This is a genomic window from Rhodanobacter sp. UC4451_H18, from assembly GCF_052978225.1.
The window spans coordinates 354,719-372,851 of the sequence record NZ_CM129663.1 but is presented as its reverse complement, the minus strand read 5'-3'; the positions used below and the strand labels follow the sequence as shown (position 1 = coordinate 372,851).

The following is an 18,133-nucleotide window of genomic DNA, read 5'->3' as shown; positions in this document are numbered from 1 at the left end:
GAGAAACCATGTCCGCCACCATCGAGCCCCGCGCCGAAGCCCTGCAACAACGCCTGCAAGCCGCGATCGACCAGGTCAATCGCGTCCTGCTGGGCAAGCCGCATCAGGTCAAACTCGCCTTCACCTGCCTGATCGCCGGCGGCCATCTGCTGCTGGAGGATGTGCCCGGCGTGGGCAAGACCACCCTGGCGCATGCGCTGGCCGCCACCTTCGGGCTGGAGTTCCAGCGCGTGCAGTTCACCAGCGACCTGCTGCCGTCGGACATCATCGGGGTCAGCGTCTACGAGCGCGACAGCGGGAGCTTCCGCTTCCATCCCGGGCCGATCTTCACCGGCCTGCTGCTCGCCGACGAGATCAATCGGGCCAGCCCCAAGACGCAAAGCGCGCTGCTTGAGGCGATGGCGGAGAACCAGGTCACCGTGGACGGCCAGACCCACGCGCTGGCCCCACCCTTTTTCGTCGTCGCCACGCAGAATCCGCTCGATCTCAACGGCACCTTCCCGCTGCCGGATTCGCAACTGGACCGGTTCATGCTGCGGCTGTCGCTGGATTACCCCGACCCCGGCGCCGAGCGCGCGCTGCTCACCGGCAGCGATCGCCGCGACATGCTGGCCCGACTCACCCCGCAGCTGGACGCCGAATCGCTGCTGGCCCTGCACCAGCGGGTGCAGGCCATCACTGCCAGCAGCGCCCTGCTCGACTATCTGCAGGCGCTGCTGGCCGCGAGCCGGCGCCATCCGGAGATCCGCGCGGGCCTGTCGCCACGCGCGGGCCTGGCGTTGCTGGGCGCTGCCCGCGCCTGGGCCATGCTCAGCGGCCGCAGTCATGTACTGCCCGAAGACATCCAGGCCCTGTTCGTGCCGCTGGCAGCTCACCGACTGCCGGCCACGCGGGGGGCCGACGGAGCGCAGCTGGCGCGGCAGTTGCTGACCGAGGTGGCGGTGGATTGATGCGAGGCCTGATGCAACGCCTGCAACGCCGGGCGGAAAAGCGCCTGCCGGCCTTGACCCGCTACCGCCGCCCGGAGCGGTTGCCGATCACCCTGCATCGCCGACGCATCTATATCGTGCCCAGCGGCTTCGGCCTCGGCTTCACCGTGCTGTTGCTGGTGATGCTGGTCGGCGCGCTGAACTACAACAACAACGCCGCCCTGCTGCTGACCTGCCTGCTCGGCGCAGCGAGTGCGGCGAGCATGCTGGTGGCATTCCGCAACCTCGACGGGCTGCGCCTGGATCACCTGCGCGCCGGCCACGCGATCGCCGGAGAGGCGATCGAGCTGGTGTGCTCGTTCCATTCGGATCGCCCGCGCGGCGCCCTCCGACTGGACCTGGACGACGAATCGACTGCCTTCGCCGTGGACAGCGCCGACGCCGCCCAGGTCCGCCTGCGCCTGCCGACCCACCGGCGCGGCTGGCAACCGCTGCCGCGACTGCGCCTGTGGACCAGTTGGCCGCTGGGCATGTTCCGCGCCTGGAGCTGGCTGCACCCGGAGCAATCCGTGCTGGTCTGGCCGCGCCCGGAGGCGACCGGTCCGGCGCCACGGGCGATGGCCGACGACGCCCGCCACATGCAACTTCACCGCGGCGAGGAACTGGCCGCGTTGCGCGACTATCGCGCCGGCGATCCGCAACGGCACATCGCCTGGAAACCCAGCGCCCGCCACGACGACCTGCTGGTGAAGGACTTCGAACAGCCGCGCAGCCGGCCGCAGTGGCGCCTGGACTGGCGGCAACTGCATGGTCTGGACGATGAAGCCCGCATCGCGCGACTGGCACGCTGGCTCAACGAGGCGCAGGCGCAGCGCTGCAGCTACAGCCTGTGGCTGCCGGGCACCGAGATCGGCAGCGGCAGCGGACTGCAGCACTACGTCCGCTGCATGGACGCGCTGGCGGCCCTGCCGTGAGCGGGCGCAGGAAACCGGGCAAGCCGGCGATCGCGCTGCCACAACGCGCGTTCGACCTGCTCTGCCTCAGCGCAGCCTTCGTGCTGGCGGTCAACGCCAGCCACCTGCCGTGGTGGCTCAGTGCCGCGCTTGCCGTGATCCTGGGCAGCCGCTGGTGGCAGCGTCACCGCCACCCCGGTCGCGTGCCGCAGGCGATCAAGCTGCCGCTGCTGACCCTGCTGACCCTGGCGATCATCGCCTACTACGGCAACCTGTTCGGGCGTGCGCCGGGCACCGCGCTGGGCATCGGCCTGCTGGTGCTCAAGCTGCTGGAAACCGAAACGCTGCGCGACGTGCGCGTCGGGGTGGGCTTCGCCTGTTTCACCCTGATGACCGCCCTGCTGTTCGACCAGGGCATGGTCAGCACGCTGGTGGTGGCGCTGGGACTGGTGCCCGCGCTGGCCACCCTGCGGGCGCTGGAACCCGCGCAACCGGCGACCGGCATGACGCGCAGCTTCATGCCCGCGCTGGCGCTGCTGGCGGCGGCACTCCCGCTGGCCTTGCTCGCCTTCGTGCTGGTGCCCCGGCTGGGTTCGCCGTTGTGGGGCGCACCCGGCCGCGACCAGGCGCGCACCGGCCTCAGCGACCGCATGAGTCCGGGTGCCTTCACCGAGCTGTTGACCGACGATCACCCGGCCATGCGGGTCACCTTCGACGGCCCACCGCCGCCGCCGGACCAGCGCTACTTTCGCGCCTTCGTCATGGCCAGGTACGACGGCGTGAGCTGGAGCTATGACGACGTGGCCCACGCAGCACCGGTGCCGCTCGAGGTCGAGCAGTCGATCGGCTACCGGATCAACCTGCTGCCCACGCACCGCCGCGTGCTGCCGACCCTGGACGTGCCGATCGAGGCGCCCGCGGGCGCGGTCATGCGCAGGGACCGCGTGGTGGTAGCCAGCCGACCGGTCGACGATGCGCTCAGCTATGCGCTCGATTCGGCGACGCGATACCGGCTCGAACCGCGGTTGGACGCGCGACCGCAGCGCTGGCTGCAGCTCCCCGCCCGCTTCAACCCGCGCACGCTGGCGCTCGGCCAATCCTGGCGCGAGCGCCACGGCAGCGACGACAACGCCATCGTCCGCGAGGCGCTGGCGCTGTTTCACGATGGCGGGTTTCGCTACACGCTCGCGCCGGCACCGTTGGGCCGCGACGCCATGGACGATTTCCTGTTCGCCACGCGCGAAGGCTATTGCGAGCACTACTCGTCCGCATTCACCGTGCTGATGCGCGCAGCCGGCATTCCGGCACGCGTGGTCACCGGCTACCAGGGTGGCTACTGGAACAAGCTGGGCAACTATCTGCTGGTGCGCAACTCCGATGCCCATGCATGGAGCGAAGTGTGGCTGGCCGGTCGCGGCTGGGTGCGCGTCGACCCCACGGCCGCCGTGCGCCCCGAACGGGTCAGCCTGGGCGCTGCCGCTGCCGCGGGTGATCAGTTGGACTGGTACCGACGCGACTGGCTGCAGCAGTTCCGCAATCGCTGGGACATTGTCAACCGGTGGTGGGACCAGGGCGTTGTGGCGTTTGATGCGCTACGTCAGCGCGGCTTGCTGACCCCGTTCGGCATCCGCGACACCGACACGAGGACGCTGGGTGTGCTGCTGGCCATCGGCAGCAGCCTGTTCATCGCCATCGGGCTGGCGTGGGCATTGCGGCGGCGGCAGCCGCGCGACCCGTTGCGGGAGGCCTTGCGCGCGCTGGAACGCAAGCTCGCACGGCAACGGATCGTCCGGCGGACCGGCGAAGGCCCGCAGCACTACCTGAGCCGCGCGGCACGTGCCCTGCCGGCGCAGCGCGGCCAGCTGACGGAGTTGATGCAGCAGTACCTGGAGCTTTGCTATGCCAGCGACGAACCCGCGCCTGAATCAGTCCACGCGTTCCGGCGCATGGTGCGGGATTTTCGGGTAACGAACGTGGTCAAATGACATCGATGCGATGGTGGACACCATCGTTCCTGACGGAGAAAACCTCATGTCTCTTTACCGTCCTCTCACCCTCGCCGCCGCGGTTGCCGTGCTGGGTGGTTGTGCGACGATCCCGCAACCGCTGCAGGGAAACTACGCCACCGTCTCCACCGCCAGTGCGCGACAGGGCGGCGCCGGCGACACCCCGGTTCGCTGGGGTGGCGAGATCATCAAGACCGAACCCGGCCCGCAGCAGACCTGCTTCTTCGTGCTGTCGCGCCCGCTGGACAAGCAGGCACGACCGCGCCTGGGCAATTCGGGCGAGAACGACGGCCGCTTCGTCGCCTGCCGTGACGGTTTCTACGACCCTGAGGTGTTCACCCGCGGACGCGAGCTGACCGTGACCGGCACCCTGCACGGCACCGTGACCAAGAAGGTCGGCGAGTACGACTACGCCTACCCGCGCATCGAGGCGAACGTGGTCTACCTGTGGCCCAAGCGACAGCCCCGCGCAGCCTACCCGCCAGGCTTCTACGACCCGTTCTGGGGCCCGGGCTTCGGCCCGTACTGGGGCAGCCCGTGGGGCTATCCGTACTGGGGCGGCCCGCGGGTGATCGTGGTGCGTCCGCCGGCACCGCCACCGCCGCCGAAGAAGTAACCATCTGCCTACGAAAACGCCGGCTCGCAGCCGGCGTTTTCCGTTTTTCGTCAGGTCCGCGCCGGTCAGCCCGGCGGCCAATGCATGCGGCGTCCGGCCAGCAGATGGACATGGATGTGGAAGACGGTCTGGCCGCCATCCTCGTTGCAATTGATCACGGTGCGATAACCCTGCTCGGCGAAGCCTTCCTGCTTGGCGTAGGCCGCGGCGGCCAGCAGCAGTTTTCCGAGCAGGGCCGCCTGTTCCGGAGTCGCGTCGTTGAGCGTCGCCAGCGACTGCCTGGGAATGAACAGCACGTGCACCGGTGCCTGCGGATTCAGATCGCGGAAGCCCAGCACCTCGTCGTCCTCGTAGACGATGTCGGCGGGAATCTCGCGGCGGACGATCTTGCTGAAAATGGTATCGCTCATGCTTGACTCCCTCGATCCGGCGGCGCGGTGGCCGTCATCAGTCCAGTATCTGGCGACCGCCGAACGCATGCGCCAGCGTGCTGCGGTCGACGTATTCCAGTTCGCCGCCCAGCGGCACGCCGTAGGCCAGCCGGGTCGGGCGCACGCCACCGGCACGCGCCAGCTGCGCGAGGTAGTGCGCGGTCGCGTCACCTTCCACGGTGGGATTGGTGGCGATGATCATCTCCTCGATCTCGCCCTCGCCCAGGCGCCGGGTCAGTTTCGCCAGCCCCAGTTCTTCCGGCCCGAGCCCGTCCAGCGGCGACAGCCGGCCCATCAGCACGAAGTACTGGCCACGATAACCGGTGGCCTGCTCGATCGCCGCCAGTTCGGTCGGCGACTCGACTACGCACAACACCTGTCGATCACGACTGGCACTGGCGCACAACGCGCACAGCGGCTCCTCGCTGAAATTGCGGCAACGCTCGCAGTGGCCGATCTTCTCCATCGCCTGCGCCATCACCCGCGCAAGCCGCGACCCGCGCTCGCGCTCGCGCTCAAGCAGATGAAACGCCATCCGCTGCGCACTCTTGCCACCCACGCCGGGCAGGCAGCGCAGCGCCTCGATCAGTTCGGCAAGAAGTGGGGAGCTGTTCATGGGCCCTTGGCCGCGAATGGGGAATCGGGAATGGAGAGTCGGGAAAGCACGGCTCGCTGGCTCCCGCGCCTGGTCTCGCGATTCCCCATTTCCGATTTCCGGCTCAAAACGGCATCTTGAACCCGGCCGGCAGGTTCATCCCGGCGGTGACGCCGCCGAGCTTGTCTTTGCTGGCCTGGGCAACTTTGTTGACGGCGTCGTTCACGGCGGCGGCGACGAGGTCTTCCGCCATCTCGGGGTCGTCGGCAAAGGTCTGCCGGTCGATCTGCACGCGGCGCACTTCATGCGCGCCGGTCATCACCACGCTGACCAGGCCGCCGCCGGCGCTGCCGGTGACTTCGAGTTTCGCGATCTCCTCCTGCGCGCGCTTCATGTCTTCCTGCATGCGCTGCGCCTGCTGCATCAACTGACCGATTTGTCCTCTCATCATCTGGCTCCGGGTTCGTTGCCCAAGGGTTTGACGGATTGCGGCACGACGCGGGCGCCGAAGTCGCGCTTCAGGCTCTGCACCAGCGGATCGTCCTCGATCGCCTGCTCGGCCGCGCTCTGCGCGCTGTCGCGTGCCTTGGCCGCGCGCGCCGCCGGGGTCTGCATGGCGTCGGCCTGGCTCTCGCTGACGAAGCGCAGGCGGATGGTCTCGCCCAGCGCCTGGCTGATGCGATCCTCCATCTGGCTGACCATGGGCTCCACCGCCATGCCCATGTGCGCCGGCTGCAACGCCAGCACCAAGGTCTGGCCGTCACGCTCGCGCAGCACCGCGTTCTGCGCCACCACGCTGAACGGCCCGCGCAGCTGGGCCCGTTCGATCAGCGCCTCCCAATCCGGCCGGCCGCTCGCATCGCGTGCGATCGGCGCGGGCGCCGGGGCCTGCGCGGCGGGCTCGCGCGGTGCTGGCGCGGGTGTCGGCGTGGCAGCGCGAGTATCTGCGGACGGCGGTGCGGGTGCACGCGCGTGCGCCTGGCTCGTCGGCGCACGCGGCGCCATGCGCGCCGCCGCGGGTTCGTCGCCCGGACGGAAAGCGAGCATGCGCAGCAAGGCCATCTCGAAACCGGTGCGGGCGTCGGGCGCCAGCGTGAGGTCGCGCCGGCCCGTCACTGCAATCTGGTAGTACAGCTGCACGTCCTCCGGCGTGATGCGCCCGGCGAGGTCGGCCAGCGCGCCGTCGGCGTCATCCGCTTCCGGCCGGTAGCCGGGAATCAGCTGGATCAGCTGCAGGCGATGCAGCAGGCCGGCGATGTCGTCGAGCACGCCGCCGAAGTCGGGCGAATAGGAGGCGATCTGCGTGCACTCGACCAGCAGCTGCTCGCCGTCGCCCGAAGCCAGCGCCTCCAGTACGCCGAGCACCTGCCCGCGCGCCACGCTGCCCAGCATGGTGCGCACGTCGTCGGCGTGCAGCGCGCCGCCGCCATAGGCGATGGCCTGGTCGAGCAGCGACAGGCCATCGCGCAGCGAGCCATCCGCGGCGCGGGCCAGCTCGCCGATCGCGCTGTCTTCATAGGCGATGTTCTCGGCACCCAGGATGTGCCGCATCTGGCCGGAGATCTGCTCCGGCAGCAGCCGCTTCAGGTTGAACTTCAGGCAGCGCGACAGCACCGTCACCGGCAGCTTCTGCGGGTCGGTGGTGGCGAGCAGGAACTTCACGTGCGGTGGCGGCTCTTCCAGCGTCTTCAGCAACGCGTTGAACGCGTTCTTCGACAGCATGTGCACCTCGTCGACCAGGTACACCTTGAAGCGGCCGCGCGACGGCGCGTACTGCGCGTTCTCGATCACCTCGCGCACGTCATCCACGCCGGTGTTGCTGGCCGCGTCGATCTCCAGCAGGTCGACGAAGCGGCCTTCGTCCACCGCCGTGCACACCGAACACTCGCCGCACGGATCGGCCGACTGCCCGCGCTCGCAGTTCAGCGACTTGGCGAAGATGCGCGCAATGGTGGTCTTGCCGACGCCGCGGGTGCCGGTGAACAGGTAGGCGTGATGCATGCGGCCGGTGTCGAGCGCGTTGGTGAGCGCGCGCACCACGTGTTCCTGCCCCACCAGCTCGGAGAACTTGCGCGGGCGCCACTTGCGGGCGAGTACCTGATAGGACATGACTGCCAACGTGGGGACAAAGGTCGATTGTGCCAAGTCGGCGCACGCAAGTCAGCAAACGTCCGGCCCGAAATGGTGGCGGCCCCGCCAGCCACACCCCGGCACCCGAGTCATTCGCTACCGTTGCTTCCTTCCGGACCTGGCGGAGTTTGCGAACTATCGTCGCGGGGGGACCGACGGGGCCACCATGGACGTTGCACGGCGCTCGCCGTGACTCACTTCACTCAATTGGCGGAGAGGGCGGGATTCGAACCCGCGATACGGGGATAAGCCGTATACACACTTTCCAGGCGTGCTCCTTCAACCACTCGGACACCTCTCCACTTTTCGAAGCAACCCGGCAAGGACGCCCGGATCTTCCTTGCGGGGCATCCCGCCCGACAAAGAAGCGGAAGGATAGCCGCAGGCCCGGATGCAGGCAAGCAAATCGAACGGGAGTCAACCGGCGTCGGCGCGCGGCGCGGCCGGCGCCTGCAACGCGACGCGTTGCCCCGGCGTGGCGATACGGAAACCGCGTGCCGCCAGCGCATCGCCATCGGCCGCGCTGCCGTAGTGGTAAAGAAGCAACTGTCGCTGCAGCGCCTGCGGGTATTCCCGCGCGATGTCGTCGATGCCGGTGTGCGACGGATTGCCGAGCAGGCTGCAGTCGTGGGCGACCAGCGCCGCGCCGCCGGCATGCCGCGCCAGCACTTCCGGGATCGGCCGGGTGTCGCCGGTGTAGACGAAACTGCCCTCCAGCGCCAGGCCGTACGAGGTGCCCGGCACGTGATGGCGGGTGGCGAACACGTCGAACCAGCAGCCATCCAGCCAGAAGCCGCGACTGCACGGCACCAGCTGGAACGCCTCCCAGAAATTGACTCCGCCTTCGGCCAGCGCACCGGGGTAATCGGCCACCCGCGTCTGCAGCCATGGCACCAGCGCGGCGTGGGTGAACAGGCGCATCCGCCCGCGCCGCGCCGGATCGAACCAGAGCCGGATGAACAACTGCTCCAGCTCCGCGACATGATCCATGTGGGTGTGGGTGATGAACACCGCGTCCGGCAGGGTGCCGTAGCTTGCCGTGTAGCGGTCGAGCGTGCCCGGTCCGCAGTCGATCAGCAGCACCGGCTTGCCCGCGCGCACGAGGACGGCGGCAGAGGCACCCAGCGCCGTCGCATGCGCGGCGCCCACGCCGAGAAAATGCAGTTGCCAGTTCATGCCGTCAGTGCGCGCTCGTGGCCATGCAGCAGAGGCTGCCAGATTTCGCGCTCGAACGCCTGCTCGCCTGCCGCGGCGGCGCCGAGCTTGAGCAACGACCGGCGCAGCCGCTGCAGGTTCGCCCGGCGCCAACCGGGTGCGGGCGCACGCTGGCGACCGCGGTCGAAGTCGATCAGATGCAGGCCGGCGGCCGAGACCAGGACGTTGTGCGCGTTCAGGTCGGCATGCCAGATGCCGGCCCGATGGAAACGCCCGACCACCGCGCCGACCTCGACCGCAAGCTCGCTGCCGAGGTCACCGCCGGCCAGGCACTCGGCGAGCGTCCGCGCGCCGGCGATGCGATGCGTGATGAGGTCGGCGCGATACAGCAGACCCTGGCGACGGTAACGCGCGGCGACCGCGCATGGCCCGGGCAAGCCCAGCCGCGCGATCTCGGCAAGCAGCCGGAACTCCCTGAAAGGCCGGCTGCGCCGCGCCCCCAGCCACAGGTAGCGATCGCCCAGCAGTGCCCGTACCAGTCCGCCACGACGATAGTGGCGCAGCACGCACTCGCCGAGCGGGCTCGCGATGATCGCCACGCCGCCGCGGCCGCCGGCCTGCATGCGCAAGGCGCCGCGTTCGCGCCAGTAATCCGGCGCAAACCAGTCGTCGTCGACTTGTGACGATACGGCGGCGTCACACAGAATCGCGCCGTGGGCGTCTTGCTGGATGCGTTCGGGCATCATGATGCCTTGTGACCGGACACCGATTCTAACCCACAGGCCCGCCCTGCCTTCCGCTGGCGCGGGCCAACGACCATCGCGATGAATGCACCTTCCTCGATCTGCCTGCTGCGTACCTCCGCCATCGGCGACGTCACCCACGTCGTGCCACTGGTGCGCACGCTGCAACAGGCGTGGCCGCAGACCGCGCTGACGTGGATCGTCGGCAAGCTCGAACGCAAACTGGTGGGCGACCTGCCCGGCGTGGAGTTCGTCACCTTCGACAAGGCCGCCGGCTGGGCCGGCCTGAGTGCAGTGCGTGCCGCCCTGCAGGGACGTCGCTTCGACGCGCTGCTGCAGATGCAGGTGGCGATGCGCTCGAACCTGCTGAGCCTGGCCGTCAAGGCGGATCGGCGCATCGGTTACGACCGCGCCCGTGCGAAAGACCTGCACGGCCTGGTCATCAACGAGCGCATCCCTGCACGCGGCGGCGAACACGTGCTCGACGCGATCGGCAGCTTCTGCGAACCGCTGGGCCTGCAACAGACGCAGGTGCGCTGGGACATCCCGATCCCCGGCGAAGCGCACGCCTGGGCCGCCACGCAACTGCCCGGCGACACACCCACCTTGCTGGTCAGCCCCGCCTCCAGCCATGCCTTGCGCAACTGGCGGCCCGAGCGCTACGCGGCGGTGATGGACCATGTCGCCTCCCGCGGCTGGCGGGTGGCCCTGATTGGCGGACCATCCGCATCGGAGCGCGCCATGGCCGACGCGGTGCTGGCCGCCTGCCGGCGCGCGCCGCTCGATCTCACCGGCAAGGACACCCTGAAGAAACTGCTGGCCCTGCTCGCTCGCGCGCAGCTGCTGCTGGGCCCGGATTCCGGTCCCATGCACATGGCCAACAGCGTCGGCACCCGCGTGCTCGGCCTGCATGCCGCCAGCAACCCGGAGCGCTCCGGCCCCTACTCCGATCGACGCTGGTGCGTGAACAAGTACGACGAGGCCGCGCGCAAGTACCTGGGCCGACCGGCAGCGGAGATTCCGTGGGGCAGCAAGATCGAACGCACCGGCGTGATGGACTTGATCGACGTGGATGCGGTGATCGACCGTTACGAGGCAGCCGCACGCGACCTCGGCCTGGCCTGACCTTCGCGCGTCGACGCGTCAGCCCTTGCCGCTGCGCACGCGCAAGCCCGGTCGCTGCCGCGCCAGCTTGCGCAACAGCTCGGCAAAGGCGTGCAGGTCGTCGTGCCAGGGCGAGGCATCGCGCCAGTACAGCGCGATTTCGCGACCGCCGGCCGAACCCTTGAGCCGCGCCAGCACGATCCCCGGCATCGAGGCGAGCCGCTCGTGCGCCAGCGCCGGTACCAGCGCGTAGCCACCGCGCAAGCTGACCAGCGCGGCGAGGCTTTCCAGGCTGACGTCCTGCACGTTGCCACGCTCACTGCCGTCGAGCCCGTCGGCATGGCTTTCCGCCATCAGGATCGCCTCGGCCTGGTCCAGTTGTTCCAGCGCAATGGACGGTCGGCCGGCCAGTGGATGATCGGCGCGCAGCATCAGCTCCCACGGTTCGAAGAACAGCGCCCGTGAGGCAATCCCGCTGACAGTCGATGCCGATGGGGCGAGCACCGCGTCCAGTTCACCCTCGTGCAGCCTGCGCAACAAGCCGCGTGGCTTGCCCTCGGAGATGCCCAGCCGGGCGCCGGGAAAATGCTGCGGAAACGGCGCAATCAGATGCGGCAACAGATATGGCCCCAGCGACGCCGGCAAGCCCAGCCGCAGCGCGCCGCCGAAAGCCACCTCGCCGGCACGGGCGACCTGCTGCAGGTGCTCGGCCGCCACCAGCACCGCATCGATCTGCTGCAACAGGCGTTGGCCGCCGGCGGTCACCACCACCCGCCGCCCGCCACGTTCGAACAGCGGTGCACCGAGCGCCTGCTCCACCTTCTGCACCTGGTGGGACAAGCCGGACGGACTGATGTGCATCGCGCGCGCGGCACTGTTGAAACTGCCGTTCCGATGCACCGCCTGCACCAGCGCAAGGTCGCGCAGCGAGACGGCGGCGAGGTGGGTCGAAATCATCGAACGCTGCATGTCGTCAAAGGCGTTTGTCTGTGATGGTCAAGGCGGGCATCCTGCAGGCACCGCGTGATTCCCCACCCGGGCGCCGGGTGCAGTCTAACCGGCGCAGCAGCCCGTCACGCGCCGACACGCCCGGGTTCCTCGACGCCGACATGCAACGTTTGAGCGATAATTCCCCTTTTGGCGGGGCCGGCCGCGCCGTTTCCGCATGCTTGCCAGTCGTCCCAGCCGCAGGATTCAGCCAGGAGCAGCACCATGAAAGACACGTTCGCCACCCGTGACACTCTCGAAGTCAACGGCAGGAAATACGCCTATGCCAGCCTCGCCAAGCTTGGCGAACGCTTCGACCTGAAGCGGCTGCCCTACTCGATGAAGATCCTGCTGGAGAACCTGCTGCGCCACGAGGATGGCGTGGACGTGACTTCCCGCGAGATCGAGGCGGTGGCCACCTGGGACGCCAGCAAGGAGCCGGATACCGAAATCGCCTTCATGCCGGCGCGCGTGCTGCTGCAGGATTTCACCGGCGTGCCGTGCGTGGTCGACTTGGCTGCCATGCGCGACGCGATGAAGGCGCTGGGCGGCGATCCCACCCTGATCAACCCGCTGTCGCCGGCCGAGCTGGTGATCGACCACTCGGTGCAGGTGGACGTCTTCGGCAGCGAGGACGCGCTGGAGAAGAACGTCGCGATCGAGTTCGACCGCAACCAGGCGCGCTACAGCTTCCTGCGCTGGGGCCAGAAGGCGCTGAGCAACTTCAAGGTGGTGCCGCCGCGCACCGGCATCGTCCACCAGGTGAACCTGGAATACCTGGCGCGGGTGGTGATGCACACCGAGATCGACGGCCAGGCCTGGGCCTATCCCGACACCCTGTTCGGCACCGACTCGCACACCACGATGGTCAATGGCCTGGGCGTGCTGGGCTGGGGCGTGGGCGGCATCGAGGCGGAGGCGGCCATGCTCGGCCAACCTTCTTCCATGCTGATTCCGCAGGTGGTCGGCTTCAAGCTGTCCGGCCGCCTGCCCGAGGGCGCCACCGCCACCGACCTGGTGCTGACCGTGACGCAGATGCTGCGCAAGCAGGGCGTGGTCGGCAAGTTCGTGGAGTTCTTCGGTCCGGGCCTGCAGCACCTGGCTCTGGCCGACCGCGCCACCATCGGCAACATGGCGCCGGAATACGGCGCCACCTGCGGCATCTTCCCGGTCGACCAGGAGTCGCTGAACTACCTGCGCCTGTCCGGCCGCAGCGACGAGCAGATCCAGCTGGTGGAGGCGTACGCCAAGGCCCAGGGCCTGTGGCATGACGCCAACAGCCCGGAGCCGGCGTTCTCCGCCGTGCTCGAACTCGACCTCGCCGACGTGAAGCCCTCGATGGCCGGCCCCAAGCGCCCGCAGGATCGCGTGTTGCTGACCGACGTGCAGAAGAACTTCCACGAAGTGGTGGGCCCGCTCACTGCCAATCGTCGCCGCGGCAATGGCGACGTCGACCGTTTCTCCAACGAGGGCGGCGCCAGCGCGATCGGCAACCCGTCCAACGCGATCGGCGATACCGGCGTGCTGGTGGAACGCAACGGCCAGAGCTTCCGCGTCGCTGACGGTTCGGTGGTGATCGCCGCGATCACCTCGTGCACCAACACCTCCAACCCGGCAGTGATGCTGGCGGCAGGCCTGGTCGCCAAGAAGGCCGCTGCCAGGGGCCTGAAGGCCAAGCCGTGGGTGAAGACCTCGCTGGCCCCCGGCTCCAAGGTGGTGACCGATTACCTGGAGCAGACCGGCCTGCTGAGCGAGCTGGAGAAGACCGGCTTCTACCTGGTCGGCTACGGCTGCACCACCTGCATCGGCAACTCCGGCCCGCTGCCGGTCGAGGTCAGCAAGGGCATCGCCGACGGCGACCTGGCGGTGGCCGCCGTGCTCTCGGGCAACCGCAACTTCGAAGGCCGCGTGCATGCCGAGGTGAAGATGAACTACCTGGCCTCGCCGCCGCTGGTGGTCGCCTATGCGCTGGCCGGCTCGCTCGACGTGAACCTTTCCACCGATCCGCTGGGCCAGGATGCGCAGGGCAAGGACGTGTTCCTCAAGGACATCTGGCCGAGCAACAAGGAAATCAGCGACCTGATGGCCAGCGCGGTCACCTCGGCCATGTTCAAGAAGAACTACGCCGACGTGTTCAAGGGCGACGAGCGCTGGAACGCGATCGCCTCGCCGGACGGCGCGCTGTACGCCTGGGACGAAGCTTCCACCTACATCAAGAACCCGCCCTACTTCGAAGGCATGACGATGGAGCTGGGCACGGTCGAGGACATCCACGCCGCGCGCTGCCTGGGCCTGTTCGGCGACTCCATCACCACCGACCACATCTCCCCGGCCGGTTCGATCAAGAAGGATTCGCCCGCCGGCCGCTTCCTGATCTCGCGCGGCGTGCAGCCGATCGACTTCAACTCCTACGGCTCGCGCCGCGGCAACGACGACGTGATGGTGCGCGGCACCTTCGCCAACATCCGCATCAAGAACCAGATGCTGGATGGCGTGGAAGGCGGCTTCACCCGCCACATTCCCAGCGGCGAACAGCTGGCGATCTATGACGCGGCGATGAAGTACAAGGAAACCGGCACGCCGCTGGTAGTCATCGCCGGCAAGGAATACGGCACCGGCTCCTCGCGCGACTGGGCAGCCAAGGGCACCCTGCTGCTGGGCGTCAAGGCGGTGATCACCGAGAGCTTCGAGCGCATCCACCGCTCCAACCTGGTCGGCATGGGCGTGCTGCCGCTGCAGTTCAAGGCCGGCGAGAATGCCAAGTCGCTGGGCCTGACCGGTCGCGAGAGCTTCGACATCACCGGCCTGGACAACGGCAACGCGAAGGAAGCCATGGTGACCGCCACCGCCGAGGACGGCAGCAAGAAGCAGTTCAGCGTGCACGTGATGCTGCTCACGCCGAAGGAGCGCGAGTTCTTCCGCCATGGCGGCATCCTGCAGTACGTGCTGCGCCAGCTGGCCGGCCGCAAGGCCGCCTGATCCGGCGACACCCCTGACAAGAAAACGCCCCGCTGGCCGGGGCGTTTTCTTTGTGGGGCACCGCAGCGTCGCCTGCGCGCCGGCTGCTAAATCGAACGCTCCCAGCTGGCGGTATAGCAGTGCCAGTCGCCGCCTTCCTCGCGCCAGCCCGAGGTCACCCTGTAGACCCCAAGCCGATCGGGCAGCAGGCGTCCGCCGCTGCTCAGGGTGACCGTGAAAGTCGCCACCATGCGTTCGCCGCGTGGCTCGACGGAGACCGGCCCGAGCAAGACGCCGACGTGTTCGCCGCGCAGCTTCAACAGGCCCACCATCGCCATCAACCGGCGCCGGTCCAGTTCGCCGGCGTTGCCATCGAAGTCCTCGCTCAATGACTCGCCCACGCCGCTGGCCGAACCGGCTTCCGCCGCCTGCGCCGTCGCAGTGATTGCGGCACGTATGCGCTCCTCGTCCGGCGTACGGTGGCAGGCGGCAAGCATCACCACGCACCACAGCAGTGCCGCCGACAGCAGGAAGATTTTTCGCGATCCGATCATCGATGGACTCCATGGCAACGCGGCTTGCCGCCGTGCGCGGGCGTATGCTCCAATGAACCGGCGCATGGGCCATCATGGATGCGTTCGGCATCCTGATTCCACCATCGGCGGCGCCATCACGGAAAACACGGGGAACCCCAGAGCATGAGCAACGAACGTCCCTGGCTGGAACACTATCCGGCCGGCGTGCCCGGTCAGATCGACGTCAACCAGTATGCTTCGGTCCCGGCGGTGCTCGAGGAAGCGTTCACCCGTTTCCGCGATCGTCCCGCCTTCGCCAATTTCGGCCGCCAGCTCAGCTATGGACAGATCGACGAGATGAGCCGCCAGTTCGCCGGCTACCTCACCGGCGTGCTCAAGCTCGGCAAGGGCGATCGCATCGCGATCATGCTGCCCAACGTGCTGCAGTATCCGATCGCGCTGTTCGGGGCGTTGCGCGCCGGGCTGGTGGTGGTCAATACCAACCCGATGTACACCGCGCGCGAGTTGAAGCATCAGCTGGAGGATTCCGGCGCCAAGGCGATCGTGGTGCTGGACAATTTCGCTGCCACGCTGCAGCAGGTGGCAGCGCAGACCCAGGTCAAGCACATCGTCACCACGGGCATCGGCGACCTGCTCGGCTTCCCCAAGGGCGCGCTGGTCAACTTCGTGCTCAAGCACGTCAAGAAGATGGTGCCGGCGTTCCACTTGCCCGAAGCCGTGCGTTTCCGCGACGCGCTGGCCCAGGGCGCAACGCACCCGCTGCAGCCGGTCACGATGGACCACGACGACATCGCCTTCCTGCAGTACACCGGCGGCACCACCGGCGTGGCCAAGGGTGCGATGCTGACCCACGGCAACATGATCGCCAACATGCTGCAGGCAGCCGCCTGGATCGGCACCGAGCTGGTCAAGCCCGGCAACGAAGTGATCATTACCGCGCTGCCGCTGTATCACATCTTTTCGCTGACGGCGAACGGCCTGGTCTTCACCCGCCTGGGCGGCCTCAACTGGCTGATCACCAACCCGCGCGACATGCCCGGCTTCGTCAAGGAGCTGGGCAAGTCCGGTTTCACTGCGCTGACCGGCGTCAACACCCTGTTCAATGGCCTGCTCAACACGCCGGGCTTTGCCGAACTGGATTTCTCCCGCCTGCACCTGACCCTCGGCGGCGGCATGGCGGTGCAACGCAAGGTGGCCGAGCGCTGGAAACAGATCACCGGCTGCACGCTCGCCGAAGCCTACGGTCTCACCGAAACCTCCCCGGCGGTGTGCATCAATCCGCTGAACCTGAAGGAGTACAACGGCTCGATCGGGCTGCCGGTACCGTCCACCGACGTGGCAATCTGGTCGGAGGCCGGCCAGCCGCTGCCGGTCGGCGAAGTCGGCGAGCTGATGGTGCGCGGGCCGCAGGTGATGAAGGGCTACTGGAAGCGCGAGGATGAAACCGCCAAGGTGCTCGGCGCCGATGGCTGGCTGCACACTGGCGACATCGCGAAGATGGACGAGAACGGCTACTTCTACATCGTCGACCGCAAGAAGGACATGATCCTGGTCTCCGGCTTCAACGTGTATCCGAACGAAGTCGAGGACGCGGTGATGGCGCACCCCGGCGTGCTGGAAGTGGCCGCGGTCGGCGTGCCCGACGAGCATTCCGGCGAAGTGGTGAAACTGTTCGTGGTGCGCAAGGACCCGAACCTCACCGAGGAAGCGCTCAGGCAGTTCTGCCGCGAGAACCTGACCGGCTACAAGCGGCCCAAGCTGATCGAATTCCGCGACAGCCTGCCCAAGAGCAACGTGGGCAAGATCCTGCGCCGCGAATTGCGCGACGAGAAGAAACCCGCGGGCTGAACCTTCGCACATCCACCTGCAAAAACGCCCGCAATCGCGGGCGTTTTTGCAGGCGCGACGGAACCGGCTCAACCGTCCTTCCAGTACTCCAGGATATCGGCGTAACCGCCCAGCAGGTTCCACAGCGGCACCTGCTTGTCCTCCGGAATGCGGCTGTAGGAAAAACCGATGTGATGATCGGAGATGCGCGCGACAGTCGCCTCCAGATGGATATGCAGGTTGTGCCCGAAAATCATGTCCAGCACCCAGCTCTGCCCGGTTTCGCCGGTCCAGCCCAGCGGGCGGCGCAGCAATGCTCCGGTCGCCGAGATATCCACCAGTTCGGTGGGGTGCGACTCGCCATGACGGCTGATCAGCACCGTCGTCTCGATCTGCATGCGTGCCGGACGCAACTTCTCCGGCTCGCCTCGATCATGTCCCTGTTTGTCGATCGCCATCAGTTTTACCGCCTGTCTGCGTTTGCGCCTGCCCGGGGCAGGAACGCACCACCCTCATGTCCGGCGACCGCACCGGCCCCATCGAAACCGGCTGTCGTGTGTCCGGCCTCCCTCCGCTCGTAGCAATTGCCGTGCCACGGCGTACGTACACCACCAAACCCCTCGCCAGGCCTCTTGCCGTGGGCAGACGCCGCATTTGCCGGCCGCCGAAAGGACACCTTCCTTTCAGCTGTGGACAGCCCCCTCCGGAAGGGCGCTTCGAGCGCTTTCGCGCTTGCCCCGCAGCGTCACATTGGGTCACGTGGGGCCACCGGCATCCCCGCGGTAGTGGCGGAACCCCCTATTCTGCCTGTTGCCGACGCGGACATGAACCCCGCACGCGCTTTTCGTCCACCCGCGACCGACTGGACTTGTGTCCGGCTTGCCATTACCCTGTGGCCACGCGTGGACCCATGGAACCTGCTTGCTGCCGGCCCTTCGGCGCTCCAGGGTTGTCCACCGAAGTACCCAGACTGACCGGCAAAGAGCCAGCGGCGCCGAAGTTGTTCGCCAGTTGGCTTGCTCTGTTGTCGTGGCCGACGACCCGCAACAGCAGCGCCTTGGTCGCTGACGACCCGCCTGACCGAACCACGACGCGTGGATTCATCATGCCGGGCGAAACGATGGCGCCGACCGCGCCTCGGTTTTGATGTTGCACGGAAACGG

The 18,133-nt window shown here is 67.9% G+C and carries 16 protein-coding genes, 1 tRNA gene and 1 other RNA gene; 7 read left to right on the top strand and 11 right to left on the bottom strand.

What is annotated here, in order from left to right:
* The first annotated feature begins 8 nt into the window (after window positions 1–8).
* Genes ACVCMG_RS01880 through ACVCMG_RS01865 form a run of 4 tightly spaced genes read left to right on the top strand, consistent with a single transcriptional unit; the run spans window position 9 to window position 4,504 of the window.
* Entirely contained in the window at window positions 9–950 is a 942-nt protein-coding gene (locus ACVCMG_RS01880; RefSeq protein WP_447114759.1) for an AAA family ATPase, read from the top strand.
* The gene (locus tag ACVCMG_RS01875; protein WP_447114758.1) at window positions 950–1,903 is read left to right on the top strand and encodes a DUF58 domain-containing protein; all 954 of its coding nucleotides are present in this window, start codon (window positions 950–952) and stop codon (window positions 1,901–1,903) included. The genes ACVCMG_RS01880 and ACVCMG_RS01875 overlap by 1 nt, the downstream gene beginning before the upstream one ends.
* On the top strand, window positions 1,900–3,867 hold the full coding sequence (locus tag ACVCMG_RS01870; RefSeq protein ID WP_447114757.1) for a transglutaminase TgpA family protein: 1,968 nt from the start codon (window positions 1,900–1,902) through the stop codon (window positions 3,865–3,867). The genes ACVCMG_RS01875 and ACVCMG_RS01870 overlap by 4 nt, the downstream gene beginning before the upstream one ends.
* A gap of 46 nt (window positions 3,868–3,913) precedes the next feature.
* Window positions 3,914–4,504 (top strand): Slp family lipoprotein, encoded by a 591-nt coding sequence (locus ACVCMG_RS01865; protein WP_395118648.1) that lies wholly within the window; start codon window positions 3,914–3,916, stop codon window positions 4,502–4,504.
* A 65-nt stretch (window positions 4,505–4,569) separates the two neighbouring features.
* Here the strand turns inward: ACVCMG_RS01865 and ACVCMG_RS01860 are convergent, their stop codons facing one another.
* From ACVCMG_RS01860 to ACVCMG_RS01825, 8 genes are all read right to left on the bottom strand, one after another.
* On the bottom strand, window positions 4,570–4,914 hold the full coding sequence (locus ACVCMG_RS01860) for a histidine triad nucleotide-binding protein (protein WP_395118650.1): 345 nt from the start codon (window positions 4,912–4,914) through the stop codon (window positions 4,570–4,572).
* A gap of 37 nt (window positions 4,915–4,951) precedes the next feature.
* The gene (recR, locus tag ACVCMG_RS01855) at window positions 4,952–5,551 is read right to left on the bottom strand and encodes a recombination mediator RecR (protein WP_447098830.1); all 600 of its coding nucleotides are present in this window, start codon (window positions 5,549–5,551) and stop codon (window positions 4,952–4,954) included.
* A gap of 103 nt (window positions 5,552–5,654) precedes the next feature.
* Window positions 5,655–5,978: a YbaB/EbfC family nucleoid-associated protein gene (locus ACVCMG_RS01850; RefSeq protein WP_395121393.1), complete on the bottom strand. Its 324-nt coding sequence runs from the start codon at window positions 5,976–5,978 to the stop codon at window positions 5,655–5,657.
* Window positions 5,978–7,639, bottom strand: coding sequence for a DNA polymerase III subunit gamma/tau (dnaX, locus tag ACVCMG_RS01845; RefSeq protein WP_395118654.1), 1,662 nt, complete (start codon window positions 7,637–7,639; stop codon window positions 5,978–5,980). The genes ACVCMG_RS01850 and dnaX overlap by 1 nt, the downstream gene beginning before the upstream one ends.
* Before the next feature lie 82 nt (window positions 7,640–7,721).
* Window positions 7,722–7,818: signal recognition particle sRNA small type (ffs, locus tag ACVCMG_RS01840), an RNA gene on the bottom strand.
* 50 nt (window positions 7,819–7,868) lie between these two features.
* Window positions 7,869–7,961: transfer RNA gene (locus ACVCMG_RS01835), tRNA-Ser, on the bottom strand.
* Window positions 7,962–8,077: 116 nt separating this feature from the next.
* Window positions 8,078–8,836, bottom strand: coding sequence for an MBL fold metallo-hydrolase (locus ACVCMG_RS01830; RefSeq protein ID WP_447106149.1), 759 nt, complete (start codon window positions 8,834–8,836; stop codon window positions 8,078–8,080).
* Entirely contained in the window at window positions 8,833–9,564 is a 732-nt protein-coding gene (locus ACVCMG_RS01825) for a 3-deoxy-D-manno-octulosonic acid kinase (RefSeq protein WP_447107211.1), read from the bottom strand. Before ACVCMG_RS01825 ends, ACVCMG_RS01830 begins: the two co-directional genes overlap by 4 nt.
* A gap of 75 nt (window positions 9,565–9,639) precedes the next feature.
* Between ACVCMG_RS01825 and ACVCMG_RS01820 the strand changes: the two genes are divergently transcribed.
* The gene (locus ACVCMG_RS01820) at window positions 9,640–10,683 is read left to right on the top strand and encodes a glycosyltransferase family 9 protein (protein WP_447114756.1); all 1,044 of its coding nucleotides are present in this window, start codon (window positions 9,640–9,642) and stop codon (window positions 10,681–10,683) included.
* Window positions 10,684–10,701: 18 nt separating this feature from the next.
* Here ACVCMG_RS01820 and ACVCMG_RS01815 read toward each other — a convergent pair whose 3' ends face one another.
* A complete protein-coding gene (locus tag ACVCMG_RS01815; RefSeq protein ID WP_447098826.1) occupies window positions 10,702–11,631 on the bottom strand; it encodes a LysR family transcriptional regulator in 930 nt (309 codons plus the stop codon).
* Between the two features lie 243 nt (window positions 11,632–11,874).
* On the opposite strand from ACVCMG_RS01815, the gene acnA reads away from it, so the two are divergent.
* Window positions 11,875–14,628, top strand: coding sequence for an aconitate hydratase AcnA (gene acnA, locus ACVCMG_RS01810; RefSeq protein ID WP_447114755.1), 2,754 nt, complete (start codon window positions 11,875–11,877; stop codon window positions 14,626–14,628).
* 86 nt (window positions 14,629–14,714) lie between these two features.
* Here acnA and ACVCMG_RS01805 read toward each other — a convergent pair whose 3' ends face one another.
* A complete protein-coding gene (locus ACVCMG_RS01805) occupies window positions 14,715–15,161 on the bottom strand; it encodes a hypothetical protein (protein WP_447114754.1) in 447 nt (148 codons plus the stop codon).
* Between the two features lie 144 nt (window positions 15,162–15,305).
* On the opposite strand from ACVCMG_RS01805, the gene ACVCMG_RS01800 reads away from it, so the two are divergent.
* Window positions 15,306–16,991 carry an AMP-binding protein gene (locus tag ACVCMG_RS01800; protein WP_447114753.1) on the top strand — a complete coding sequence of 562 codons (1,686 nt, stop codon included), beginning with the start codon at window positions 15,306–15,308 and terminating at the stop codon, window positions 16,989–16,991.
* A 68-nt stretch (window positions 16,992–17,059) separates the two neighbouring features.
* On the opposite strand, the gene ACVCMG_RS01795 is transcribed toward ACVCMG_RS01800, so the two are convergent.
* Window positions 17,060–17,428, bottom strand: coding sequence for a PilZ domain-containing protein (locus ACVCMG_RS01795; RefSeq protein ID WP_395118664.1), 369 nt, complete (start codon window positions 17,426–17,428; stop codon window positions 17,060–17,062).
* Window positions 17,429–18,133: the final 705 nt, after the last annotated feature.